General features: G+C 57.4%; 20 protein-coding genes and 1 tRNA gene. 9 read left to right on the top strand and 12 right to left on the bottom strand.

All coding sequences use genetic code 11. The features are described 5' to 3' along the window. Positions 1 to 62: 62 nt before the first annotated feature. From L1A08_RS10200 to L1A08_RS10190, 3 genes are all read right to left on the bottom strand, one after another. Positions 63 to 1,730 (bottom strand): ABC1 kinase family protein, encoded by a 1,668-nt coding sequence (locus L1A08_RS10200; protein ID WP_238756273.1) that lies wholly within the window; start codon positions 1,728 to 1,730, stop codon positions 63 to 65. 50 nt (positions 1,731 to 1,780) lie between these two features. Further along, a complete protein-coding gene (ribF, locus tag L1A08_RS10195; RefSeq protein WP_238756272.1) occupies positions 1,781 to 2,716 on the bottom strand; it encodes a riboflavin biosynthesis protein RibF in 936 nt (311 codons plus the stop codon). Positions 2,717 to 2,950: 234 nt separating this feature from the next. After that, positions 2,951 to 4,045 (bottom strand): CPBP family intramembrane glutamic endopeptidase, encoded by a 1,095-nt coding sequence (locus tag L1A08_RS10190; RefSeq protein ID WP_238756271.1) that lies wholly within the window; start codon positions 4,043 to 4,045, stop codon positions 2,951 to 2,953. 285 nt (positions 4,046 to 4,330) lie between these two features. Between L1A08_RS10190 and L1A08_RS10185 the strand changes: the two genes are divergently transcribed. Beyond that, positions 4,331 to 5,059, top strand: a complete 729-nt coding sequence (locus L1A08_RS10185) for an endonuclease/exonuclease/phosphatase family protein (RefSeq protein ID WP_238756269.1) — start codon at positions 4,331 to 4,333, stop codon at positions 5,057 to 5,059. Between the two features lie 538 nt (positions 5,060 to 5,597). Here L1A08_RS10185 and L1A08_RS10180 read toward each other — a convergent pair. Further along, the gene (locus tag L1A08_RS10180; protein ID WP_238756268.1) at positions 5,598 to 6,854 is read right to left on the bottom strand and encodes a sulfate adenylyltransferase; all 1,257 of its coding nucleotides are present in this window, start codon (positions 6,852 to 6,854) and stop codon (positions 5,598 to 5,600) included. A 145-nt stretch (positions 6,855 to 6,999) separates the two neighbouring features. Then, the gene (locus L1A08_RS10175) at positions 7,000 to 8,049 is read right to left on the bottom strand and encodes an Ldh family oxidoreductase (protein ID WP_238756267.1); all 1,050 of its coding nucleotides are present in this window, start codon (positions 8,047 to 8,049) and stop codon (positions 7,000 to 7,002) included. A 410-nt stretch (positions 8,050 to 8,459) separates the two neighbouring features. On the opposite strand from L1A08_RS10175, the gene L1A08_RS10170 reads away from it, so the two are divergent. From L1A08_RS10170 to L1A08_RS10155, 4 genes are all read left to right on the top strand, one after another. Further along, entirely contained in the window at positions 8,460 to 9,581 is a 1,122-nt protein-coding gene (locus L1A08_RS10170) for a glycosyltransferase family 4 protein (protein WP_238756266.1), read from the top strand. Positions 9,582 to 9,630: 49 nt separating this feature from the next. Continuing rightward, positions 9,631 to 11,796, top strand: a complete 2,166-nt coding sequence (locus tag L1A08_RS10165) for an amylo-alpha-1,6-glucosidase (protein WP_238756265.1) — start codon at positions 9,631 to 9,633, stop codon at positions 11,794 to 11,796. A 271-nt stretch (positions 11,797 to 12,067) separates the two neighbouring features. Further along, positions 12,068 to 12,268, top strand: coding sequence for a hypothetical protein (locus tag L1A08_RS10160; protein WP_238756263.1), 201 nt, complete (start codon positions 12,068 to 12,070; stop codon positions 12,266 to 12,268). A 437-nt stretch (positions 12,269 to 12,705) separates the two neighbouring features. After that, positions 12,706 to 13,506: a sialate O-acetylesterase gene (locus tag L1A08_RS10155; protein ID WP_238756262.1), complete on the top strand. Its 801-nt coding sequence runs from the start codon at positions 12,706 to 12,708 to the stop codon at positions 13,504 to 13,506. 114 nt (positions 13,507 to 13,620) lie between these two features. On the opposite strand, the gene L1A08_RS10150 is transcribed toward L1A08_RS10155, so the two are convergent. Together L1A08_RS10150 and L1A08_RS10145 are read right to left on the bottom strand one after the other, a co-directional pair. Then, the gene (locus L1A08_RS10150; RefSeq protein ID WP_238756261.1) at positions 13,621 to 15,180 is read right to left on the bottom strand and encodes a DUF4332 domain-containing protein; all 1,560 of its coding nucleotides are present in this window, start codon (positions 15,178 to 15,180) and stop codon (positions 13,621 to 13,623) included. A gap of 140 nt (positions 15,181 to 15,320) precedes the next feature. After that, a tRNA-Gly gene (locus L1A08_RS10145) sits at positions 15,321 to 15,391 on the bottom strand. A gap of 169 nt (positions 15,392 to 15,560) precedes the next feature. Between L1A08_RS10145 and L1A08_RS10140 the strand changes: the two genes are divergently transcribed. Then, on the top strand, positions 15,561 to 16,241 hold the full coding sequence (locus L1A08_RS10140; protein ID WP_238756259.1) for a hypothetical protein: 681 nt from the start codon (positions 15,561 to 15,563) through the stop codon (positions 16,239 to 16,241). An 85-nt stretch (positions 16,242 to 16,326) separates the two neighbouring features. Here L1A08_RS10140 and L1A08_RS10135 read toward each other — a convergent pair whose 3' ends face one another. After that, positions 16,327 to 16,869, bottom strand: a complete 543-nt coding sequence (locus L1A08_RS10135; protein ID WP_238756258.1) for a peroxiredoxin — start codon at positions 16,867 to 16,869, stop codon at positions 16,327 to 16,329. 427 nt (positions 16,870 to 17,296) lie between these two features. Here L1A08_RS10135 and L1A08_RS10130 point away from each other — a divergent pair, with 427 nt between their 5' ends. Together L1A08_RS10130 and L1A08_RS10125 are read left to right on the top strand one after the other, a co-directional pair. After that, complete coding sequence (locus L1A08_RS10130) at positions 17,297 to 18,187, top strand: patatin-like phospholipase family protein (RefSeq protein WP_238756257.1); 891 nt, start codon at positions 17,297 to 17,299, stop codon at positions 18,185 to 18,187. An 85-nt stretch (positions 18,188 to 18,272) separates the two neighbouring features. Next, on the top strand, positions 18,273 to 19,640 hold the full coding sequence (locus L1A08_RS10125) for a sulfatase family protein (protein WP_238756256.1): 1,368 nt from the start codon (positions 18,273 to 18,275) through the stop codon (positions 19,638 to 19,640). Between the two features lie 50 nt (positions 19,641 to 19,690). Here L1A08_RS10125 and L1A08_RS10120 read toward each other — a convergent pair whose 3' ends face one another. The 4 genes from L1A08_RS10120 to L1A08_RS10105 form a co-directional block, all read right to left on the bottom strand. Then, positions 19,691 to 21,694, bottom strand: a complete 2,004-nt coding sequence (locus L1A08_RS10120; RefSeq protein ID WP_238756255.1) for a hypothetical protein — start codon at positions 21,692 to 21,694, stop codon at positions 19,691 to 19,693. A 49-nt stretch (positions 21,695 to 21,743) separates the two neighbouring features. Next, positions 21,744 to 22,673, bottom strand: a complete 930-nt coding sequence (gene fhcD, locus L1A08_RS10115) for a formylmethanofuran--tetrahydromethanopterin N-formyltransferase (protein WP_238756253.1) — start codon at positions 22,671 to 22,673, stop codon at positions 21,744 to 21,746. A gap of 29 nt (positions 22,674 to 22,702) precedes the next feature. Beyond that, the gene (locus tag L1A08_RS10110; RefSeq protein WP_238756252.1) at positions 22,703 to 23,374 is read right to left on the bottom strand and encodes a response regulator transcription factor; all 672 of its coding nucleotides are present in this window, start codon (positions 23,372 to 23,374) and stop codon (positions 22,703 to 22,705) included. 556 nt (positions 23,375 to 23,930) lie between these two features. After that, complete coding sequence (locus L1A08_RS10105; RefSeq protein ID WP_238756250.1) at positions 23,931 to 24,392, bottom strand: RidA family protein; 462 nt, start codon at positions 24,390 to 24,392, stop codon at positions 23,931 to 23,933. Between the two features lie 218 nt (positions 24,393 to 24,610). Here L1A08_RS10105 and L1A08_RS10100 point away from each other — a divergent pair, with 218 nt between their 5' ends. Next, the gene (locus L1A08_RS10100; protein WP_238756248.1) at positions 24,611 to 26,137 is read left to right on the top strand and encodes a PQQ-binding-like beta-propeller repeat protein; all 1,527 of its coding nucleotides are present in this window, start codon (positions 24,611 to 24,613) and stop codon (positions 26,135 to 26,137) included. Positions 26,138 to 26,223: the final 86 nt, after the last annotated feature.

Here is a 26,223-nt window from a genome sequence, read left to right as displayed (position 1 = left end):
TCGGGTGACACCAGCTCGGCCGGTGTCTAATCACGCAGTCATACCCCGTCACCGTCGCAGAGTCACAGCCGTCCGCTGCGGAAGATCCCATAGATCAGCCAGATCCCCAGGCAGCTCGAAATCAGATACATCGGCACGCTGAACCAGTCGTTCGTCACGCCGCTGCGAATCAGAAGGCTCGATGCCAGGATTGAAGCGGCCACGATCATACTGACCACGATGCGGTTACTCGATCGATCGAGTTCGGTAATCATGTATTCGAGTCCGGTCAGACGAAGCTTGATCTGCGAGTCTTCGCGATTGAACTTCTTGAGAGCGACGGCCAGTTCGGTCGGAATGTCGTGGGCGGCTCGCCCCAGAATGCGGGCCTCTTCGCAGAAACGCTCCCACATTTGATCAGGACGATACCGGTCGCGGATCAGTTTCTTGAACCGGGGGACAGCATGCTCGATGATATTGAACTCCGGATCGATCTTCCGCCCCACGCTGTCGAGATGCACGATCGCACGAATCAGCAGCATCAGGTCGCCGGGACAGCGAATCCGGTGTGTCGACAGAATCCCGACAAAGTCGCGGAGTAGAGCCGCGATATCCAGACGCTCCAGCGGCAGCCCATAATACTTGTCGATGAACTCCCGGTAGTCAGCATTGAACAGCCGTTCGTCGATCTCATGATCGCAGTCGCCAATGCTCAGCATGATCCCCATGCTGCGCCGTGTATCTTTCTGAGCGGTGGCCACGAACAGATCGACCAGGTTTGCCCGCATCGTCTCGTCGAGCAGACCCACCATTCCAAAGTCGAGCAGGCAGATCGCACCATCACTGAGAATTCGAAAGTTGCCCGGATGGGGATCGCCGTGAAACAGACCAAACTCGAAGGTCTGCTTGAGAAAAATCCGGGCGCCGTTCGCCGCGATCATCTGCCGCTTTTCCCACAAACAGGGGACCAAAGCGATATCCGAAATCTTATGCCCGCGGATCCGTTCCATGACAAGGATCTCTTCCGTGCACAGCTCCGGATATACCTGGGGAACATAGAGCGAGGCATCGTCCTCAAACATCTTGGCGAACTCTTCAATCGTTCGCGCTTCTCGAAGATAATTCAATTCACGCCGAATCGTTCGTTCGAAGTTCCGAACCAGTCCGATCGGATCGAAGACTTCCGACTCCGGGACCCGTTTGTTCAACAGAGCCGCCAGTTCGTGCATCAGAGCCAGATCGCGTTCGACCTCGTGAACCGCCCGGGGACGGCGAATCTTCACGACCACTTCCCGGCCGTCCCGTAATTTGGCTGTATGAACCTGTCCGAGTGAACCTGTCGCCAGCGGCGCTTCTTCAAAAGCCGCGAAGCATTCTTCGATCGGTCTTCCGAGTGATTTCTCGATCGCTCGAATCGCAACCTGCGAATCGAACGGCGGCACCTGCTCCTGCAACAGGGAAAGTTCGTCGACGACATCCCGGGGCACCAGATCGGGGCGGGTACTCAGGACCTGACCGAACTTGATGAATGTCGGTCCCAGTGACTCGATGGCACGACGAACCCGCTCGGCTCGCGTCAGCGAACGGGTGTCTTCTTCGGTATGCTTGAGAAGCTTGCGACGCCCCCAGTTCAGATACTTGTTGAGCCCGATCGTCTCCACAAGATCCCCGAAGCCGTGATTGATCAGAATCGCGGCGATCTCGCCTGTTCGGCGAAGATTTTTCAGGAATTTCAGGGGATGGGTTTCCACGTAACTATCTGACTCTCAGTCGGAGACTTCGATTCTGTCGCGAATCGATTTCAATGCTTCTCGGCGACAGATTCCGCCAGGCGGCGAATCTGTGAGACGTCCTGCTGCAGCCGATCGCGGAGCTCGTCCGCATCGGCAAATTTACGCGTTTCGCGAACAAAGGCCAGCAGATCGACGCTCAATTGCCGGTCGTACAGATCACCTTCGTATCCGATCAGATGAACTTCCAGCTTGAAATTGCCGTCAGCGAACGTCGGATTGGTCCCGATATTCAATGCAGCCGGATAACCGATGCCATCCACCCAGGCCAACCCGCCGTAGACACCTTCCCGGGGCAGCAACGTCTCGACTCCCTCCAGGTTGGCCGTCGGAAATCCCAGCACACGGCCCCGGGCGGCTCCTGTACGAACCTGTCCGGAGATGCGATACGGATGTCCCAGCCAGTCTGCGGCTCGATCGACTTCTCCTGCTGCGATCATCCGTCGAATGGCCGAACTCGACACGACGGTTCCTTCCCGCTCTACCGCAGGAGCGACGGCAAACTCCATCGCATGCCCGGCTGCCATCTCGGCCATCAGTTCAACATCGCCCTGACGATCGCGACCGAAAAAGAAGTTCGGGCCTTCCACCAGCCCGCGAGCAGCCAGACTTTGTCGCACGATCGTCTCAAAGAAATCCTGAGGCGACAGACGGAGAAACTCGCGATTCGTCGGGTAAACCAACAGGCAATCGATCCCCAGAGACGCGATCAGCTCAGCTTTCCGTTCCACGGTACTGAGCCGCGGCGGCACCCGTTCCGGAGCAATCAACGCCACCGGAGGAGGATCGAACGTCATCGCCGTCGCGGGGACATTCAGTTTGCGAGCCAGGGAAACGAGCGTCTGCAGCATTGATCGATGTCCCAGATGCACGCCATCGAAGTTTCCGATGGACACAACTCCACCGCGAAAGGGTTCGAAATCATCGAGGTCACGGATCAGACGCATGAGAGTTTCAGAGAAGCCGAACTGAGGAGGGAAACGTCGCTGGATTTCAAGTCCTGACCGCCATGAAAGACTTCAGGAGTTGTACCAGTTGATTGTATCGGCTCCCGGAAAAAGTGCGACCGGCTTCCCGGAATCAGGCCGAAACGAATTCCACGTTGTCATCCCGTCCAACGCATTTCGCGGGACGATGCTAGCGCGACCATGGGACTGCAGCCGAGAAAGGAGTCTCAACGCTCAAATCTGGGCTGCGCGAGCCGCCAGAAAACCGAGGAGTGGGACGAGTCCGCCAAGTGACAGCCGCCAGGGAAGACTGGAGAACGTCAACGTCAGTGGGACCTCCACGGGAAGCTCAAGGGAAGGTCGCGGCGGCGTCCATTCGATGCCGTCGTGTCGGACGCAGCGGACCCGTGTGACCCAGAGGAAGGACAGAAACAGCACGAGGCTCAGTGTTACCGTCAGCCAGGCCGAGAAATGAATCTCGTGGGGCCCGGCGACGGGATCGGTTGCCTGGAGCACCGCGTAGGCATTGTTGCAGAAGTGCAAATACAACGGCGCCCAGAAGCTGCGTGTCGTGACGTAAACGTAATGCAGTACGATTCCCATCGGCAGCACCGCGAGAGCGTGCACAGGATGCAGGTGCGCCACAGCAAAGAGAATCGACGTCACCAGTATTCCCAGCGGCATCCCCCAGCGATGAATCAATCCGCGACCAATCACGCCGCGAAACACGATCTCTTCGCCCAGCGCGGGAGCCACGGCAAAAACCAGCAACAGAGCCCACATTGGCGTGTCCGCTGACATCGACTGCAGCACATGCATCGCCTGGGTAGTATCGAACTGCTGCAGAGCCGGCACGTGGTCGATCAATGAATTCCAGGCCGACATCCCCCAGCTGTGAAAGGCGGTGCAAATCGTCGAGAGCGGAATGACCAGACAGGTGAGCAGGAAGAGATGCTGAAAGGGAAGGGGCCGACTGCTGAGACGATGTCCCAGATTTCCCCCCAGACGCCACCACGCAAGAATCAATACGCCGGTCACGAAAACAAACTGTTCGCCCGCCAGCAGAGAGAGTTCCTGCGATTCCAGAAACTCCAGAACCGCCAGATCGTTAAATGGTATTCCCCGCACGACGAATACCGACGTCAGCAGGCCGGCGATCGCGAGCACACCAAGCAGATGGAGCAGACCCGTTCCAAACAGCCAGAAGAGACTTTCCACCATTCCGGGTCCGCGGCGCGCGAAGGGCGAGGGCGAAACAGCCGTCTTAATGTCTTCTTCGGAGTAGGAACGGAAACTCGAAGCAGCGAGGGCATCACGTGGAGTCGTCATAGAACGTCCGCTCATTCAGAATCGCAGGGAAGATCGTATTGCTGTCGAGGAAGGAGACAGACGGTCTTCCTTTGGACGACAACTTCTCTGAAGAGGCCCGGATCACGATCAAGGGAATCGGCGCAGACGGCAAGCCGCCGGTCACATTGCAATATTCTCCTGATCGAGTACGTTCATTGTAGACGGCAGTCCGTACGATTTTCCATCCGAATTCCGCGGATTCAGGATCGGTTTTTGCTACCGTCTGTTTTCCATACCGAGAGCAGTCAGCGAGAGACTCCGACAATGCGACTGATGAGTTACAACATTCAGAAAGGGTATGGAGGCCGCGACCAGCGGTACAATTTGCAGCGGACGATCGACGTCATCGAGCACGAGAACCCTGACCTGATCTGCCTGCAGGAAGTCGATCACAACATGAACCGGACCCGGTTTCATCATCAGCCGGAGATGCTCGCCAGGCACTTCGGCTACCCCGGTTTCGACTTCCAGTGGAACCATCGCATCCGCGAAGGAGGGTACGGGAATCTGATCCTCTCCCGCTTTCCGATCCGTGAAGTGCATCACATCGACCTGAAGCTGCGGCATCGCAAACGCCGCGGTGCACAGATGGCCGTGGTGGTGACTCCGGAAGGCCCGCTCGTCGTCGTCGGCTGGCATCTGGGACTGGCCGAGAAACAACGCCACGGTCAGGTCGCTCATTTTCTTCAGCAGGAAGAGTATTGCACTCTGTGCGAACTGCCGATGATCATCGTCGGCGACTTCAACGACTGGCGGGACACGCTCGAAGCGGCGCATTTCCGAGAACACGGGTTCCAGCAGATCACGAAACCTCTCAAACGGTTTCGTTCATTCCCGGCGTACCTGCCAATGGGCTCGCTCGACAAAGCCTTCTGCAAAGGCAACATCTATATCCACGAAGCCCGAGTCATCCGCCGCAAGCTGACCCGCGCGGCCTCAGACCACCTGCCACTGGTGATTGATTTTCATCTGAAGAAGCTGGATGACGTGTAGGGCACGTCTGCTTACTTTTTACCGAGCGTTCGCTCCCATTCCCGGCGAAGCAGTCTGTTATTTCGCATATCCCGTGAATGAGCCCCTCGGCGGATTTGTCCGGAAGTACGATCGGCGTGACGTTTCGACTGTGCGTTGAACCGATTCCATGCCGCGCCCCTCTCGATAAACAACGCGACGCGTTACTGTCATCCTCCGACGGTGGTACAGACATTCTTCAGGAGTTGCCAGTTCAGGAAGTCTATGCAAACAACGCCCTTAAGGGTGGCCCTGATAGCTGTGCTATCAGGGCGGCGCAGCCGTAGGAGAATGCAGCTGTCGCGCGGCTCAACTTACAGCATTCCACTGTTTTTCAGCTGAAGGCACCAATTCTCTTAATTGGACGTCAAATAGCACTTCGCCCACGGCGGCGCCGCTCCGAAAGAATCTCTTGGGGCCACCGCTGGTGCGGGGCACAAGGGCATTTGTGGGAGCCTCTAAAACAAAAAAACGCCGGTCGTTGCTGACCGGCGTTTTCTGATTTCGTTCGCGGATTCGTTTACTGCTTCATGGCAGCAGCCAGAATCTGCGAGGTGCTTTCTCGCATGATGCGCGGGTCAACCAGTTCCCCCTTCTGCAGGGTGGCACGGACGTCTTTACCGGAGATGAAGACCGGCTTTTCGTCTTTATGGTTTTCCATCAGGTCGACGCGGCCCATCGATTCATAGTAAGCAGCGAAGCCGACGTTGACCGGCTTGATCTGCAGGTCGCCGTTCAGGTTGTTGAAGATTTCCTGAGCGTCGAAGTCGCCCCAGATCGCGGTGCCGTCTTTGTAAGGAGCATCAGCGTGCTTACGGCCGATCACGATGTGCGTGTAGCCGAAGTTCTGACGGTAGATGGCGTGCATCACGGCTTCTTTGGGACCGCCGTAGAACATCTTCAGATCGAGACCGAGCAGGATGACGCGATCAGGCACGGCTTCGCCACGAGAGCTCCAGAGTTCCGGATCGCTGTCGCCTTCGCCCAGAGCGCGGTCCGAAATCAGCTTTTCGTAAGTCTGCATGCGGATGACGGCGTTGACGTCGTCGCCCTTGGTTTCGCCGATCAGCGGATTCAGCACGGCTCCGGCGTTCTTGCCTTCGCGGATCAGAACTTCGAGTGCATAGACCAGAGCGTACTCGTGAGCACGGTGCAGGGGGTTACGAGTCTGGAACGCAACGACGGCATCCCAGCCCTTTTCGGCGACCAGCTTGCGGGTTTCACGCGGACTGAGGACATACTGTCCGAAAGCCGGGTTCTTCGGCTGCGGCAGAGCCTGCAGCTTACCACCGAGCAGGTGAGTCTTCTCGGCATCGCCCACGAGAACCATATCGGCTCCCGGATGATCAGTCCGTTCGGTGCCGTAAACCGACTTGATGTATCGCGGTTTGTCCCACTCGAAGATGTCGCTGATTTCGAGGGTTCCGACGATTTCGCCTTCCGGGCTCGTCAGGGCAACAGTTTCCCCGCTCTTCAGCTTGCCGGCCAGATCGCTGGTGACCGGGAAGGAGATCGGAATGGTCCAGGCGTAATCCTTGCCGTTGCTTTCGATGACCGCTTCGTCGAGGACACGATTGTACGTTTTGCTGTCCATCGGACCTTCAAGCGGGCTCAGTGTTCCGTCTGCGATGCGGTAAACACTGGACAGGTCTGCAGCGGACATCGGGACTTTGGTCAACGACGCTGCGGAAGACTTGAAGGATTCCACCTCGCCGGCGGGTACAGTTCTGCAGACAGGTTCTGAAAGGCCACCGTGGACAGGGATGAGATCGCTCATAGTTTAAATCGTGACTCGCATTCTAAATAGATACAGGAAGCAGACGATCTGCGTCAGCAGAGTGGCCCCGTTGAGCTCACTCGAGCCGGAAGATAGATCATCTGCCGAGGAACCGTCAACCGGGAGTCCCGGAAAGGCGGGGCGATCAGCTGACACTGGGCAGTGAGACATCCAACGAACCGGCCAGTTCCGTGATCTGTCGCCACGTTTCGTCCGGAATCGCAATTCCCGATTCCTCGCGGCGAGCCTGCATGGTTCGCTCCATCTCGCCCGGGAACAGAATCGCCTCGACTTCCGGCCGCTTTTTCGCGGATTTAATGTGCTCTTCGTAGGTCTTCATCCACCGGTCATAGTCTTCCCGGCCGACAATCTGCTCGATGTCCATCAGTTGCATCCAGACGCCGTTCGCTCCCCGCGGAAGATCGGTCCGGCCAACCCCGCTTCCAGAGAGAATCCCGCTGAAGATGTCGACCATGACAGAAAGGCCGAATCCTTTGTGTGCCAGCGCTCCGCCGAGCGGCAGGATGCATCCGTTCGGCGTCGCATAGTAATCGCCCGGATTGATGCTCGGATTTCCGGCTCCGTCAATGATCCAGCCTTCCGGAACCATGACGCCCGACTGGTGAGCGACCCGCAGTTTGCCTTCAGCAGTGGCACTGGTCGTCATGTCGAGCACGATGGCCCCGTTGTTGCCGGGTGCGGCCAGGGAAATCGGGTTGGTCCCCATCCGGCGTTCCATCGAGCCGAACGGAGCCACCTGTCCGGGGCCGGGAGCGTTGACGGACATCAGAGCCGCGAAGCCCTCGTCGGCAGCTTTCTCGGTGTAAGAGCCGAGCCGTCCCACATGATTGCAATTGCGGATGAAAGCGTCGGCTGCTCCGCAGTCCCGGGCTTTCCGTCGCAGTCGATCCAATGTCCAGGTAGCCGCGACCTGACCAAACGAGAAATGTGCGTCGACGACCAGGAAGGCCGCCCCCTCCCGAATCACCTCGGGCTGGCGCCCCGGCATAATATGACCGTTTTGAATGAATTCGACGTACTGCATCAATCGCATCACGCCGTGGCTGTCATGCCCCACCAGATTAGCCGAGGCGAGTTCTTCGGCCACCACGGACGCTTCACCCGGGGTCGCGCCGGCTGCAGTAAGGACGTCCGTCCCCAGACGACGAAGTTGATCAACTGTAAAGACCGGCATATCAAAGCTTCCATTCGGAGGTGAGCAAAACAGCGTGTTGTGGCCGCAAGTTTGGCGACTTCCGTAAAAGCCCGCAAGCATCCTGATCTGAGGGGAGAGCGATCACTCTGAATTGTACGAAGACACCACCCGTCTGGGGGAAACTCTGAATGTGCACTACTCCTCGTCTCCGGACTCAGCCTTTTTCAAGCCAGTCTGGCATGGTTCCGCGAGAACGGTCAACTCCTGCTGACTTCCAGGCCCCGCCGTGGCGCGATTTTTGCTTCGCACGCTCCCTGGCTTCACGGTTACATTTTTGTCTGGTTCTTCGCACTGCCCACCGACCATCTTCTGCCTTGACCGACATGAGACGACAGGTTGCGAACCGAGCCGCAACTCGCCCGAAGAGCCATTTTCGCACAAGGAAGAATATGAGAATCGCTCAAGTCGCTCCCCTGATCGAAAGTGTCCCGCCTCGGAAGTACGGTGGGACCGAACGGATCGTTTCCTACCTGACCGAAGCCCTCGTCGCGAAAGGGCATGAGGTCACACTGTTTGCTTCCGGAGATTCCCGGACTTCGGCAAACTTGTGTCCGGTGACGGCCGAGGCACTACGGCTGGCATCGGTCCCCAGGAATCCCTTCATTCAGCACATGATCGAGTTCGAGGAGGTCGTCCGTCGGCAGGATTACTTCGACGTGATCCACTTCCATACGGATTACTTCCATTTTCCGCTCGCGCGGCACCTGAGAACCCCTCACGTGACGACGCTTCACAACCGGCTCGATCTCCCGGATCTTCAGGACGTTTTCAATGAATTCCGCGAGATTCCGGTCGTTTCCATCTCCAATTCTCACCGGCGCCCGCTGCCCCAGGCCAACTGGGTTTCCACGGTTTATAACGGAATCCCGCTGAATAACCATTTCCAGGATCACCCCGGGGAATACCTGGCGTTTCTGGGACGATTCACCCCGGACAAGGGGCCGGAAGCGGCGATCGAGATTGCCCTGCGAACGAACATGCCGCTGAAAATGGCCGCCAAGATCGACGCGAGCGATCAGGACTATTTTGATCAGCGGATCAGGCCTCACCTGCAACATCCGCTGATCGAGTATATCGGGGAGGTCGATGAGCAGGGGAAATACGAGTTGCTTCGAGACGCCTACGCGCTGCTGTTCCCCATCTGCTGGCCCGAACCGTTCGGCATGGTAATGACCGAGGCGATGTCCTGTGGAACACCCGTCGTGGCCTTTGAAGCGGGTTCGGTCCCCGAAGTGATGCGGAACGGCGTCAGTGGGTTCATTGTGCACTCGATTGAGGAAGCGGTCGCGGCGATCCCGCAGATCTCTCATCTGGGCCGGAGACGGTGTCGACAATACTTTGAGGAACGTTTCACGGCCGAGCAGATGGCTCAGGGATATCTTCAAGCGTACCGACAGGTTCAACAGGAGTGGACGCGACGGCGGTATTCGTCCTCCGGGGATTACGCCCTGGACGACATTCTGGACTGGAGATCCCGGACCAACGTTCCGCCTGATGTGGCGCTGCAGTAAAAGGAGCCGGCTCGCCTCAAGTCGATCAATCGTGTGAAAGGAGCAGAGGGTGGACGACGTTATCCAGATTGACGATGAGTGGTATTACGCGGCTTCATCGCAGCGAGCCGACTCACGGAGCCAGGTCCTGAAGCATGGCGACACCTTCGTGGTGCTCGATCTTCTGGGCGACATTGCTCGTACAGGACTCGGAGAGCAGGGGCTCTATCACAACGGAACCCGCCACCTGTCGCACTGGGAGGTCCTGATTGATGACCGCCGACCGATGCTGTTGAATTCGACCATGAAGGAGGACAACAGCGTCCTCGTGGTTGAATTGACCACGCCCGATGTGCATCACGGTGAAGAGCTGGTCCTTCCCAAAGGACACCTGAGTGCATCCCGCTCGATGGTCGTCGATGGATCTTCGCTCTATGAGCACCTCCAGTTGACGAACTACTCGATGCAGGAACTCGAACTCGACATTGTCTATCAGTTTGGTGCCGACTATCGCGACATCTTCGAAGTGCGGGGCGTCAAACGAAGCAAACGCGGCGAACTCCTGCCGTGTCAGGTCGATACGAACGCGATCACCCTGAAGTACCGCGGACTTGATGACGTGATTCGGCAGACCGATATCCAGTTCGACGGGAATATCCAGGAACTCGTCGATTCTCACTGCCGTATGAAAGTGAAACTCGCGCCCGGTGAGCAGAAGGTGCTTCACGCGACCATCAGCTGTCAGACAGGAGAGGCTCGCTATCCGGTACGAAGTCACTCCCAGGTCGTGCAGGGGATCGACGACTACTTCGTCCGTTCGCAGCAGACACGAGCCCAAATCGTGACTTCCAACGAGGAGTTCAACGAATGGATTCAGCGATCGACAGCCGACCTGATGATGCTGACCAGCGAGACCGAGTACGGCAACTATCCCTACGCCGGCGTCCCCTGGTTCTCGACACCGTTCGGACGGGACGGACTCATAACGGCCCTCCAGACACTTTGGATGGAGCCTTCGCTTTCCCGCGGCGTGCTGGCATTTGTGGCGGCCACGCAAGCCACGGAAGTGGACTCGTTCTGCGAATCGGAGCCGGGAAAGATCTTTCACGAGGTCCGTCGCGGAGAAATGGCGGAGCTCGGTGAGATTCCGTTTCGTCGCTATTACGGGACCGTCGATGCGACGCCGCTATTTATCATTCTCGCCGCCTATTACTACCGGCGAACGGGCGAGCTCTCGTTCATCGAACAGCTTTGGCCGAATATCGAGAGGGGGCTGGAGTGGATCGACACTTATGGCGATCCCGATGGGGACGGCTTTCTCGAGTATATGCGGCAGAACGACAAGGGGTTGAAGCAACAGGGCTGGAAGGACTCGGACGATTCGATCTTTCACGCCGACGGACGGGACGCTGAAGGCCCCATTACGCTCAGTGAAGTGCAGGGCTACGTCTATGAAGCGAAGATTCTGGCCTCCGAACTCGCCGGGATGCTTGGACGCACCGGGCGGAGCCAGGAACTGACCCGTCAGGCCGAGGAGTTGAAGAAGAAGTTTAACGAACGCTTCTGGGTCGAGCGGCTCGGTACGTTCGCGATCGCTCTGGACGGGGACAAGCGACCGTGTGAAGTACGAAACTCAAACGTCGGTCATCTGCTGTGGAGTGGGATCGTCGATTCCCGCCTGGCTCCGCGGGTGGCCGCGACACTGCTCGATGAGCGAAGCTTTAACGGCTGGGGCATCCGCACAATTGCCAAAGGAGAAGCCCGCTACAACCCGATGTCGTACCACAACGGATCGATCTGGCCGCACGATACCGCGATTTGCGCAGCCGGACTGGCCCGATACGGCTTCCGCGAAGAATGCCTTCGCATTGTGGGCGGTTTGTTCGACGCGGCTTCGTATCTCGAGTGGAGTCGTCTCCCGGAACTCTTCTGTGGATTCGATCGTCTCAGCGGGCACGGCCCCACACGATATCCGGTCGCATGCTCGCCGCAGGCCTGGGCTGCCGGTTCGCTGTTCATGCTGCTGCAGTCCTGCCTTGGACTGCAGTTTTCTCCAGCCGGTCCACAGATTCGAGTCGACCATCCCAGTTTGCCCCCCTTTCTGCAGTGGGTTTCGATCAACAATCTGCGAGTCGGTGATGCTGTCGTTGATCTGACACTCAGGCGTCACCCGCGTGATGTCGGTTTGAATGTCGATCATAAGGAAGGTGAAATTGAAATCGTGGTGATCGCCTGATTTTTTTCAATTTCTGCTCTGGATGAATTGTTAATCTGCCGTTAACCTCAAAATATCCATTCATGAAAGTCCTTTGATCTAAGCAGGGCTTTCTCGGTCTGCCGGCATCATCTCGGCAGTCGTTCAAAATCTATTCATCCAGCTTTTCTTCAGCGGTTCTGCTGCGACCTTCTTGAAGAAGCTCCTTTTCTGAGTAAGAAAGTCCAGACAGAGCACCGCGTTATATTCTGAGAGATTCATTAATTCTGTCGAACTTTTCTAAGGGTCGAACATGAATCGGAAAGCTCTGCAGTTCTCGCGTTTCGCTCTCACTCTGACAGTAATTCTCTACGGTGGATTTCACGTCTACCTCCTCGGGTGGGAGGATGGTCGGTCCGAAACCGCTGAGTATTACGACCAGGCGATCAATCAGTTGATCTCCAACCAGGTTCAGGCTGAGATGCCGCTGGAACTGGCAGGCGATACTTACTAAGTCCATTGCAAAAGTGCAGTGACGACCAGACGCTGCGGGTCGCGCTGAATTTCCCTGTCACGGAGTGGCCTTCGCCACACAACGGGTCGTAATTCATCTTCCTGCAGACATCCGTCTGATCGCTCAAGGACTCTACTACAGACGCGCTGCTCGGGCCACTTCGTCTGACCGATACCGGTCTATCCATTCCGGGAGCGGGACGATCTCTGACCCTCGCCAGATGCGTTGCGGACACGTTCCACGTACTTCCCGGCGAGAGCGTTTCTCGCGAGAGACGCTGGAAGATCGCTCAGAGTTCACACAGTTTCCGGCCCTGGATTCCACCCGTTGTGTTTCTCACGGCGGGAAGATCGCATATCATCGAGATCCCCGTGGCAGCCGCTCACCGCGCGGCTCCTTACGTTGCCGAAACTGATTCACGACCAGGGATCTCGTTGATGAAATACATCCTCGCCGTTGCACTGATCTTCTCCTGGGCCGCTCCCGCCTTCGCCGATGAGCCGGCCCCGCTTCAACTTCCCGTAAAAGAGAACTTCCACCTCTTTCTACTGATCGGTCAGTCGAACATGGCCGGCCGAGGCAAGGTCGAACCGACCGATCAGGAACCGCATCCTCGCGTGCTCGCTTTCACGAAGGACAACGAATGGGATTTCGCTCGCGATCCACTGCACTTCGACAAGTCGGCCGCTGGTGTCGGACTGGGACGAACATTCGGCATCAAACTGGCTGAGGCTCAACCTGAGATCGTTATTGGCTTGATTCCCTGTGCCGTCGGCGGATCATCGATCACCGCCTGGGAGCCGGGTGGCTACCACGATCAGACCAAGTCCCACCCATACGACGACATGCTGAAGCGATGCCAGATCGCGCTGAAAGCGGGCACACTGAAAGGCATCCTCTGGCATCAGGGAGAGGCGGATTCAAATGCTGAACGCGCTCCTGATTACGAACAGAAGCTCGCCGCGCTGATTAAGCGGCTTCGTAAAGAATTCGAAGCTGAGAATGTTCCGTTTCTCATCGGTCAGCTCGGCCAGTTCGAAGAACGCCCCTGGTCCCAGTACAAACTGCACGTCGACAACGTGCATCAGAAACTCGCCCGCGAACAGTCGCGGACATTCTTCATTTCTTCGGACGGCCTGGAGCACAAAGGCGACGAAGTTCACTTCGATGCCGCCTCATACCGGGAGTTCGGCCGCCGCTACGCGGAACAGTACCTGAAGATCACGGCTGAGAAATAGGCTATCCCGCGTCTCAATTAATCGTCGTTGAGCATCATCTGCATCGCGCTCGGAGGCGAAGGCTCATAGGTCTTGAAGGCTTCGAACCGACGAATAATCTCTTCGAAGATCGCGTCAGGCGGCGTCGCTTTGCTGGCCCCACTGCGCACTCTGAATCCACTCCGAGACTTCCGTGTGATCGGGGACCTTGCCGCTGCGGATCACTCGCTGTCCTTCGGGAGAGACTGCATATTCCTGCACCAGTGGCAGCAGGTCGTCCACGGTTGTGGAGCAGAGGTCGTAAACTGATTCGACGCCCACCCCGGTCAGCAGTTGCACATCGTGTGCTCTGAGCCCCGGCACCTGACACATCAGCTGGGCCTGCTGCTGCCAGGAGATCACGAGCTCAAGGTTGATCCACCGCGTATTGAGCCGGTTGACGATCGTCTCCGGCTCGGTATTCAGCAGATCATCGACAGTATTGATCGAGATCTTGCGAAATCGGGAAGCCGTCTTCGGGCCGATGGAGGGTGCGTCAACAATTGGCGAGTCCGGGGCCAGATACGTCACTTCATCCTGGCGTTCGTCGGGAACCTCGGATGAGTCGTCATCCACTTGAATATTCATAGCCGGCTTGGCACCGAAGGCTGCAGCGTCTTCCTCAAATGGATCAGCAACCGGTTCGGGCTCCGTCTCAGAAACTTGCGTTTTAGTCTTCTGCTTTTTCGGAGCCGCGACTTTTACGCGCGGTTTGGCTGAGCTCTCAACAGGCTCGGATTCTTCTTCGCCATTGCGATACGTTTCTACGAGTTCGGCGACGATACGATTCTCTTCCGGCAGCGAATGAACGACTTCGCCGGTCCGCTTCAACTCCTGATAAATTTTCTCGACGACGGCTCTTTCCGCACTGTCCTCCATGTTCTTTGTGATCCAGAAGACAGGGATCGAGGCCTGACCGAGGGCGGCATGGAGCGACAGCATTACGGAAGGAGGAGACTGTCGGCACTCCTGAAAACATCGGTCAAGCGTCGCAGCGAGTGCGGAGGCGGCACGTCCCAGAATCACGGCAAACTGCTTGCCGAGTTCTTCGTTCAATCCCGCCGGGGGATCTTTCACGCCTTTATCAAAGTCATATTCGGCCACGATTTTGTGGTAAACCTGATGAGACTCCTTTGCCCCCTGCAGTACGAGATCTGCCAGCCAGCTGTCGTTGTCGGCCAGCGTGACTGTCGGGAAACCATCCAGTTCATCTTCGAGCAGATCGACAAGCGAGTCGTAGCTGCAGCTTACGCTCCATTCGCAGGCACGGTGAATCCGGTTTTCTTCCACCGTCTGGCCGGTGTGCAGCGGACAAAAGACATCGGTCAGGTAGTGACTCATCACTCCGGCGGAGTAAACCCCGGCTGACCATTGCCGGTCGGCGAAGTGCTGGCGAGCTTTCGAGTACCACTCCTGAGTCGCGGCGATGGCGCCACCCCAGTTGTTGTCTTCGACGTGCAGAACGTGATTTCGAAAATCACGGAACTTCTTGTCCGGATCCTTTGATCCGGTCAGGTACCCTTCCACGTTCTTGAGAAACAGATCCCGCCACTGCTCGGACTGACCGTGGGTGAGCAGCCGCAAGGCTTCCATGGCCAGCTTGTGGTGCGTGCCTTTGCACTTCCAGGCGTAAATTGTCCGGTAATAAAGCGACATGGTGTGATCACGCAGGACAGAGAGCGGGGCGAGGGAAAGAAGGGGCCGGGATCGTGGCAAAATCCGGCCGGGGGAGCAACGGGAGATGAGGCGTTGTAATCTCTACCAGCAGCCGGGAAGAAGCGCCCAGCGAAAAGCAAAGCGGCTGAAGGGAATCGAACCCTCATTTAAAGCTTGGGAAGCTTTCGTGTTACCACTACACCACAGCCGCACTTATGGACAAGCCTACGACGCAGGTGCGAATCTGTCCAGAATCTTCTCCCGGCCTCATCGCAATCTCGTCGGAATCCTGCGGAAGTTTCGCATTTTTCCGCTAAGATAGACGGCACTGCTACGAATACCCCTGCAGATTAAACACTACCCGGAGTGGAGGAAGATCGATGAAGCTCGCCCTGTTGTCGTTTGTCATGCTCAGTTCATTCGCGGTCGCGTTGGAAGCAACATCGGCACAGGAGGAAGCCCCAACGCCGGCTCCAGTCACGACGACGGCCGAACCGGAAGGAACCAGCGATTCGGAAATGCTCGACGACGCGGCTGATACCACCAAAGAAGTCGCCGACAAGGTGCAGGAAACCACTAAAGAAGCGATCGATTTTGCGAACAAGAAATCGGAAGAGATCGCCAGGCAGATCGACGAGTCTCCCCAGGCCAAAGAGTACAGCGCAGGCATCCTCCAGCCGATTTACGCAATGGCCGAATATCTGTCCTTCTCGTGGTTCCACTGGCTGGCGTTCACCTTCATGGTCAGCGGCGTGGTGAGCTTTGCGCTCCAGCTCGTTCTGGCCAAACTGGCCGTGCTGGCCCACGGCGGCTTCAGTATCGCTCAGCTGTTAACCGACGCCCAGGGCTTGATCATCAGCCTCGTCGGTCTGTTCCTGACAACCCAGGCCGCAACGGAGAACTCGGCCTTCACCAGCAGTCCGGCCGCGGTTCTGTCCGCATCAGCAGTCGGCATCGTTGCGGGCTTCCTGTTCTACCTGTGGGGACAGTCGGAAGAACTGCAGGCACTGCGTGGTCGCAAGGCGGAAGCTCGCGTCGAACGAGCCAAGAAGAAGTCCTGAGCGACCGCTCAACGGTGTCCATCCAATAAAAAACGGCAGCCAATCTGGCTGCCGTTTCTGTTTCTGTTATGAGCGAACAATCAAACTAGTTGATCGTTTCTTCGCCCTTCTTCCAGTTGCAGGGGCAGAGCTTGTCGGTCTGCAGAGCGTCGAGCACTCGCAGGATTTCTTCGACATTGCGGCCCACGCTCAGATCGTGGATGGCGACGTAGCGGAGCACGCCGTGCGGATCGATCAGGAAGATCCCGCGGTAAGCGATGCCCTTTTCCGGGTGCAGAACACCGTAGGCGCGGGACAGGTTGTGATTCGTGTCAGCCAGCATCGGATACTTCAATTTGGCCAGATCGCCGTGACTGTCGCACCAGCCCTTGTGGCTGTAAGCGCTGTCGGTGCTGCCGGTCAGCACGACGCAGTCGCGGTCTTCGAATTCGCCGAGAGCATCGTTGAAGGCCACGATTTCAGTCGGGCAGACAAAGGTGAAGTCGAGCGGGTAGAAGAAGAGGCAGACCCACTTGCCGCTGAAGTCGGACAGTTTAATCGTGCTGAACTGACCATCGGTGTTGTCCTTGTCCCGGTGATACGCCTGGACTTCGAACTCCGGTGCCGGTTGACCAATTTGAGCCGTCATTCACATTCTCCTGAGTTGAACGTTTCAGTGTTTGGATTGCGAACTCCACCGCACGGGCGGGGAGAGAGTCTTCTTCCTGTCCCACTTCTGGCGCGTTGATTTGACGACCAAACGGGTCGTCTCTGCTCTGCCGACTGATTCATCCTGAACAGCCGCTGAATTCCGGACCGCGATCAACTGACATCGTTGTCGAACCGGCCGATCAGCCGGGGTCCCTTCGCGAGCGTACAGCAACTCACCGGAAGCGTCTCGACCAGAGAAAGTGCTGCAGCGAAGCAACAGCAGTTCGGTGAGATTCACAAAAAGTATAGTCACGGCGATGCCGCGATCAACCCTGCCGCTTTCCCGATCCCAATTTCCCATCGTGGGATCTCAGTCTATAATCAGCGAATCCACACCTGTCGATTCCTGCAGCAGAGATGGCACCATGACTGAGAGCCGCAAGATCACACTGGCGTTGGGCGGAGGCGGAGCCCGCGGACTGGCCCACATTGGCGTTGTCCAGGCACTTACCGATGCCGGATACACCGTCCAGCGAATTGTCGGTGTGAGTATGGGCAGTCTGGTGGGAGCCCTGTTCGCCAGTGGTCTCGATTACAGTCGCGTCCGACAGCGAGCGGTCCACTATCTTCTTTCCGAACGATTCCAGATCCATCAGCGAAGTCTGTTCGGACTGCAGGGAGATCCTGCGGAGCGAGAAATGCTGGGGTATTTCTCCTGGTACGTGCGAATCGAGCAGTTCTTGAAGGCCCACAGCCTCTTTCGGCGCGTGCTGATGCAACCGGGCATGCTGCCGGGCGTTCTCCTGGACGATGTCGTCGAGAATCTGGTCGACGACGTGAATATCGAACAGTTGCCGATCCCGCTCTCAATCGTAGCCGTCGATCTGGTCAGCGGGCATCAGGTTGTCATCGAGAGTGGCTCGCTGCGCGATGCAGTGAAGGGCTCGTCCTCGCTGCCGGGGATTTTTCCGCCAGTGCCGTTCGGCGATTTGCTGCTTTGCGATACCGGAACTTTCTGCGCTCTTCCCGCCCGGATTGCTCAGTCTTACGCCGAAGCCCCGGTCATTGCCGTCGAGGTGAATACCGAAATCGTCCCCGGAGCGCGGCCAAAGACGGCACTCGAAGTCTTGATTCGCGTCGATGAAATTGGGGAAAACTACTGGCGAAAGCACGTTCGTCACCAGGCCGATGTGCTCATCCGTCCGAATGTCGCTCACGTCCCGTGGTACGATTTTTCTTCTGCGGTGCGGCTGATCGAACTTGGCTATCAGGCGACGATCCTGCAGATGGAAGAGATCCACCGCGTCTTCCGTTGAGTCGCCGCGTCGGTTGCACAATCCCTCCGGGCTCGAAACACTGAAAGCCTCATCGACAGCACTACCGTTGAAAGGAACAGTCTCAATGAGGATTCGGACCGCGCTCGCCGTTGGACTTCTGCTCGTCTCGTGTGTGAGCACGACGCGAGCGGCGGAACGCCCCAATCTGCTGGTTATCCTCTGCGATGATCTCGGCTACGGAGATCTCTCCAGTTACGGAGCGCCAGACCTTGAGTCACCGCGAATCGACCAGCTGATTTCGGAAGGAATGAAGTTCACGAACTTCTATGCGAACTGCCCGGTCTGTTCGCCCACCCGAGCCGCTCTCCTTACCGGCCAGTATCAGGATCGCGTCGGAGTGCAGGGCGTCATTCGTACTCATAGCGACAACAACTGGGGCTACCTAGCTCCCGAAGCCCGAACGATCGCCGATGTCCTGAAAGGGGCCGGCTACCATACCGCCATCGTCGGCAAGTGGCATCTGGGTTATGAAGAGCCGAACCGCCCCAACGATCGCGGTTTCGACCATTTTCACGGCTTCCTCGGCGACATGATGGACGACTACTACCATCACCGGCGTCATGACATCAATTACATGCGGCTCAACGAGGAGACGATCACTCCCGAAGGACACGCCACCGATTTGTTCACGGACTGGTCCTGCGACTATCTCGAAGAACGAGCCGAACACCCCGATAAGCCGTTCTTTCTGTATCTGGCCTACAATGCTCCTCATACGCCGATTCAACCGCCGGAAGACTGGCTGAAGAAGGTTCGCGAACGCGAGCCGGAGATGACCGAGACACGAGCCAAACTCGTGGCGCTCATCGAGCACCTCGACCACGGAATTGGCCGGGTTATGGACTGTCTCGACAAAACGGGGCTTAAGGACAACACCTTGGTCGTCTTTACGTCCGACAACGGCGGACAGCTCAACGTCGGAGCGAACAATGGCCCGCTTCGGGATGGTAAACAAAGCGTTTACGAGGGGGGGTTGAAAGTCCCTGGCGCGGTCGTCTGGCCGGGGAAAATTCAGCCAGGCTCGACCACCGATTCCCGAGTGCTCTCAATGGATCTCTTCCCAACTCTTTTAGCCACGGCGAACGTCGACGTTCCAGCGGGACTCGACTCCCGCTCCTTCCTGCCGACTCTGCGGGGAGAGTCTCAGCCAGAACTGCGGAATCACTGGTTCTTCCGCCGCAGGGAAGGGGGGCAACGATATGGTGGCAAGACCATCGAGGCCGTCATTCGTGGCGAATGGAAACTGCTCCAGAACAGCCCGTTTGAACCACTCGAACTTTATAACCTGAAGCAGGATCCGCAGGAGCAGAACAATCTCGCGACAAAGGCCCCGCGGATCTTCAACGAGCTCTCGGCTGCACTTCGCCGACAGATTCAGTACTACGGCGAAGTCCCCTGGCAGAAACCAGATTCGATTGAACCGGTCGAATAAAGGATGACCTGACGCGGGTGCCGACTTCGCATCGGCCCCGCATAAGTTCGTCATTCCTTCGTTGCCGGGATCAGCTTGCCGACCTGCACGACCCGCCATGTTTCCCGGGCAAACATGAGATTGCTCGCTCGTTCGGATCGGGACAACTGCAGTTGAGCCATGCCAAATGGAATCTCGGCAGAGGTCCACAGATCGACACGGTGCTGAAGATAGTTTTTATCTTCCTCCGGCCCGATTGGCACCCAGACCTTTGCCGCCGTCCGCACACATTGAAAGGCATCCTCACGGATGGGCAGGAACAAAAAGCGATCGAGACTCCGACTGAACGTTTGCGGCCGGGGCATTCCCCGCAGCAGCCGAACCTGGTCTTCCCGAGTCGCTTCCTCGTTCGAATCTTCCCATGTAAGCAGATACTCATCAGGATCGGATCCGGCGCGGACACCTTCGAGGCTGACAGTCAACGTGCGGGAACGTTCGATGTTCTCGCCGTCCCGCTCCTGGAACGAGATCTGCCGAGCCGGTTGCCCTTCCGCTTCCGCAGGGCCGAGATCCGCGAGTCGAATGTTGATTCCCGTCCCGGTGTAGAATTCCACCCAATAGTCGCTGTCGACTTCCGCCTGATCAGGCAATGTTGTCAACCAGCTTCCAATCGGAGTTTCGAGCTTCGGGGACGGGTCGGAGTAATCAATCCACCCCTGTTGAGTCATCAGCGTGAACAGCCAGGGCTGCTGCCACGGCGTATTCCACGGAGCCCAGGCGGAAAACATTGAAGGAATCGTGAGAACCGTCAGAACGAGGGCCACCCTCCGGTGCTCCCAGCTGGTTCGCAGGAACTCCGCGATTAACAGCAGCCAGAACGGGACGAGCCAGAGAGTCCACCGGAGCGCCACACTGACTCCACCGTAGTTGTAGTTCTCGGTCCGCTTCCAGTAAAAGAGCAGGATCGCCACGGTTAACGCCACGCCAATGGCGTGCCAGTTTTTCTGCCAGCGAATCTTCGCTCGGGTTCCTCTCAGGATCCCCGGCAGGAACAACAGGAACAGCGGAGTCAGCGAGAAGATGCCGTGATGTCCGACCAGACAATGGAAGACATATTCCGGCACACTGTCGCGTGCTTTATCAACGCCCTTGGGATCGGACCAGTAACTCGGGATGCCGCGATGCACGTACTCGTATTTCTCGGTCCCGTAGTACATGTAGATCGGCTTCCAGCCTCCGGTCGCGGCGTAATTAGTCACGAAGAAACCGATGAGTGGAATCAAAGCCGCCGGAACGAACCAGATCAACGTTCGACGCCAGTCGATCAGACACAAAGCCGCAAAGATCGCGATGCCGAACAGGGCGGCTGGCAGTTCGTTACAGCAGGTGAATGCCGCCCAGAAACCGGCTCCCATGTACCAGATTGCCAGTCGCCGCGAGCCCGGGTCCGCTCCCATCCGCTTCGCTTCCTGAATACGGGTCGCGCAGTAAAGCGAGTAAATCAGTGTGACCACCGCAATCGAGTGATTGTTGAGCACCGTGAGATATGGCAACACCGGAACCGCGAACGCCAGCATCGCCAGCACGGCGACGCGAACAGGTGGCGGAAACTGGAACGTGCACAGCATTCTCCAGAACAGATACAGCGCGATCCAGAAGGGAATGAGATTCACGAGGAGCAGAATCACCTGGGCAACGAGATCGGTTTCAGTAATCAGGCTCCACCCGGTGACGCGGTGAATACTCCAGTAGAGTCCGGCCAGCATCGTCGGATAGAGCGGCGGTTTGGTGGAATAGAAGTTCCCCTCGTGCCGCACTTTGTCGATCGTGTCCCAGCCGGGAAACAGTATCACTTCGTCGATGGTGTAGGTCCCACGAGCCGCCAGCGACCAGACGGTGCACCAGCGCGAGCGGTCGTTCGCACTCCCGAGCGCATCGGCCGAACTGAGACGGGCCAGCATCAAACCGATATTGATCAGGATTAACAGGAGAACAGCAAGTTTCTCCCAGCGTGTAACGGCAGCGGTCCCCGGAACAGCAAGAGGGGGAGATACGTCGGCGGTGGCGTCGTTCATACGATGGAGCTTCGGAAGTTACTGTCAGTCATGGGCGAAAGAAGCCATCTTATCGACTCGCCGTGGCAGTTTCCTCCGTCAGAGCTCGCAGGTGGAAGTGATGCTTCCCCAGTTTCCCCCCGTAATTTCCGGCAGAAACCTCTGTAACGCCGTCGCACTCAGAGAGCGCATCCAGTCCCGCCCGCATCGCCGCACCCACATGATCGGCGGACCGCCCATCAATGACGATCTCGTAGACCGCAGAAGTTTCCGGCAGCAGACAGGTCTCGGTTCGCGCTTTCAGAGTCGGACAGTAAGCATCATAAGTACTGGCTCTCAGGGCTTTGTACCGCGAGCCAACCTTGCTTCCACTCCGCACGATGCCGCCGGGGAAGGGGAGAATTACCTGCGGACATTCCCGCATGGCATCCGTCGCGGATTCAGCCGCCCGCAGTGCAGCAGCTTGTGTCTCACCGCCGATCAGAACATTCCCGCCAGCGACGCCGCGAAAGCTCTCGATGCGATCTTCACAGAGAAACTCTCCATCCATAACCGGGATCCGCCAGTAACGACGATCGCCGATAACTTTGGACGCCTGGAAGCCGTCGCCGAAGTACCGGAGTTGATTTCCCAGATCGATGAACTTCGGTTCTTCGTCTGAAAGATCGACCCCGTTGAACACGGCTGTGGTCGGGCAGGTGAGCAGACATTGCCCGACGCGGCTGATCATCGCTTTGGCCAGAGCATCGCGGTTGAAGGTAAAGAACATCAACGCGGCTCCCGGACGGCCGTCGGGAGTCTCCTCGGGACAGAGCATCTGATCGAGCCCCGCTTCGGCATCGCAGGAGATCACGCTCGTCCCGTAACCGGTCACTTCCCGGGCGGCGATCTCAACCCAGCGTTCGGTCTCCGCCGTGACCAGGATTCGCGTACCTGTCACGGAAAACGCTTCCGCGAAAGTCTCCGTGAGCAGAAGATTACGCCAGCGGAAGCGATTCATCGAGTCGATCGTCGGGTCCGGTGAGACGGTTACTGGTCAGAGGTTCTGGAGTCCTGGCGAACCATAACAACTTTACGGATTAACTCCGCTACATTGCTGACCTTGAGTTTCTTCATCACGTTGGCGCGATGGGTATCGACCGTTTTCTGAGAAATCCCCAGAGTTGCGGCGATCTCCCGACTCGTCTGGCCCGTGATCACATGCTCGGTCACTTCGGCTTCACGCGGAGAAAGTCCCGCCATGAGCTTACGGACTTCAAGCTCGTTATGGACATTGGTATGCAGCGCGTGGCTTTCCTGCAGAGCGTGCAGCACGCAATCCATCAGTTCCTGCTCACTGCAACTCTTCTGCAGAAAGTCGAAGGCACCCAGTCGCATCGACTCAACCGCGACTGGCACGTCGGCGTGTGCGGTCAGCATGATGATGGGAAACAGAACTTTCCGTTTGAGCAATTCCCGCAGCAACTCGGTCCCGCTCATTTCCGGCATGAGAATGTCGACAATCGCACAGCCATCGGAGTGCGGGTCGACATATTCCAGAAATTCTTTCGCCGAAGCGAACGTTTTCACGTTCAGATGGACCGATTGAAGAAGGTAAGAGAGTGAAAGCCGGACACTCTCATTATCGTCGACGATGAAGACCGTTTGTCCAAGGCGTGGGTTCGTCCCCGCCGCACTGGCTGAAGATGTGAGCACTGTCATACCGCTCCCGCTCCCCGAAATAGGGATCAAATCACTTTAACTTAAATTTTGACGCTTCGTGAGATGTCAGCACGCCGGCCCAGCTATGTGCGAATCGTCACGGTTAATAGTATACGAGATTGAACTGGCCGCAAGCCTGTTTCAACAAGTCAGAGATTCTGGTTCGAGGGAAACATTTTCGACGGACCGGGCTGAGTTTGCATAACTATCAAGGATCTGATAGCTTCTCTCCCTGTCGATCGTCGATCAGCAATTCACCAGTAGACAAAGAAAGAGGAAATTTCCTGCATGGGTACGAAGAAGACAGGTAAAGGACGTCGAAAGATCGGGCGCAAGAAAAGACGTATGCGAGCAAAGATCCGCCATAAGAAGTAATCACTTCTGGCGAAGTCTGCGCTTCGCATCCTCGCCTCGTCCCCAACAGGAGACGGCATCAACCGGCGCGTCGTTGGCATTAACGACGTGCCGATTTCGCTTGAGATCCGTCGAATCCCCGTTGTTGGACACTTTCAGAATACACACCCTCGGAATACAAACTTCGTGGGACTGAAGCGCTTTAGACTTCGGCCCACAGAGCCAGCTCAACCGCAGCGTTGAGCGGCAGGGTATTACACCCGATCGCGAAACGCGTGTGCTTGCCGGCATCGCCAAACAACTTGAGCAGCAGCTCCGAAGCTCCGTTCATCACGTAAGGCTGGTCATAAAAGCCGGCTGCTGACTGCACGAATCCTTCGAGCCGGACCACCCGCTTCACGTTCTCCAGACCACCGACCTCTTTGGCGATCTGCGCCAGAGCGTTCAGGCAGGCGACCTCCGCGGCATTCCGACCATCTTCGCGCGTCAGGTCGTGCCCCACCTGGCCCTGGAAGGCGACTTCCTTGCCGATCGTCGGCAACTGGCCGCTTGTCATCACCAGATGCCCCGACCGCAGGACCGGCACGTAGGCACCGACAGCGTCCGGTGCGGACGGCAATTGCAGTCCCAGGCTTGCCAGGGTTTCAGAGATGCTCTGCGTCATTGTGTCGAGTCCTCAGCAGGACAAATTTGAACGCTCGAAATGCACGATTTCGTGCATCGGAGCTTTCAGATTGATGTTGCAATTTGAAATTTCTTTCGGCATAGTGACCGGCGTGCGGCAAGGCGATTTCCCGATTCTCGCGTACGCGGCACAATTTCCCTATATGCCACTCGGCATCATAGATTTGGACCGGCTTCCCCCGCAAGGACTCTCGTGATATGGCACTCCGTTGGATCGCTTTGCAGCTCGCTTTTGTCCTCGTTGTCGCCCAGAACGTCAGTGGGGCAACTTTCACTGGTCGGATTACAAAGATCTCGCCGGATCAGAGTTCGATCACGGTCGCGTCGACGCTTCAGGACGACGAAAAAGTCTTTGCAGTCAACGGCCGCGATCTGAAGGTGATCATCAATAAGCGATCGGCCAAGGTCGCGCAGCTCGCGGTTGGCGATCTCATCTCGGTGTTTACAACGTCCACAGGACAGCCGACGCGGATTTATCGGAATGATCCAAATCCTTCGAGCACTCCCACCGGGACCACCGTGGCAAGCAATGAACCCGGGACGGAGGGATCCACAGACAACGCTCCCTGGTCGCAGTTCCTGGGACCGGACCGGAAAAATCGTTCCCCTGAGACCGGACTGCTGAAGCAATGGCCTGAATCGGGCCCCGAACTGCTCTGGACCGCCCGCGGCCTGGGAGAAGGTTATTCGTCAGTCAGTATCGCTGATGGCAAAGTCTTCACGATGGGAACGCGGGCCGACCAGGAAGCGATTATTGCTCTCGACCTGAAGACCGGTTCCGAACTCTGGGCAATTCGTAACGGCAGTGTTTTTCAGGACGGGCAGGGTAATGGCCCCCGCAGTACGCCCACGTGGGATAACGGAACGCTTTATACACTCGGAGCAGCCGGTGACCTCACCTGTGCGTCCGACGACGGCCAGCTGATCTGGACCATTAATATCCTGGAGCGGTTCTCCGCTTCGAATATCGTCTGGGGAATCTCTGAGTCTCCCCTGATCGATGGCGACAAGCTCATCTGCACGCCCGGTGGGACTGCGGCTACGATGGTGGCTCTGAAGAAGTCTGACGGGTCTCCAATCTGGCAGTGCAGGGTGCCGCAGAATCCGAAGGCGGGATACGCCTCGGCCATCGTTGCCGATCTTCGCGGACGGAAGCAGTACGTAAACTTCTGCCACAGTGGGCTGTTTGCCGTTGATGCTTCGAGCGGCCAGGCTCTCTGGGGCGATGACAACGCGGCCAATGATACGGCCAACTGCAGTTCCCCAATCGAGCTGGACGAGTCGATCTTCTACGCCTCCGGTTACGGCACGGGGGGCGCATTGCTTGATTTCAGCGGAAACATCACGAAGCCCAAGCTGGCTTACAAAACAGAGAAAATGAAGAACCATCACGGCGGGATGGTCGAACTCGACGGCTACATTTACGGAGCGAACGACAATATTCTGACCTGCCTCAACGCACAGACCGGAACACCAACGTGGCAGGAGCGGCTTTCCGGAAATGGGAAGGGAGCCATCACCTATGCTGATGGCTGCCTATACTTCCGCAGCGAGCGCGGCCCGATGTACCTGATCAGTGCGAACCCCAACGCGTTTGAACAGCTTGGCCAATTCGACCAGCCGGAACGAAGCGGGAAAAACGCCTGGGCTCGTCCTGTTGTCGCCGATGGAAAACTCTTCCTCCGCGATCAGGATCTCCTGCTCTGCTACAAGATCGCTGAGTAGTTCCAACCTCCGTCGTCTAAACCAACAACAAAGCCCCGGCTGGAATTGCCGGGGCTTTGTTGTTGATGAACCGGAGTGGACGCCTG

It is taken from the genome of Rubinisphaera margarita (genome assembly GCF_022267515.1).
Classification (GTDB): Bacteria; Planctomycetota; Planctomycetia; order Planctomycetales; family Planctomycetaceae; genus Rubinisphaera; species Rubinisphaera margarita.
This window is presented reverse-complemented; position numbering and strand designations above follow the sequence as displayed.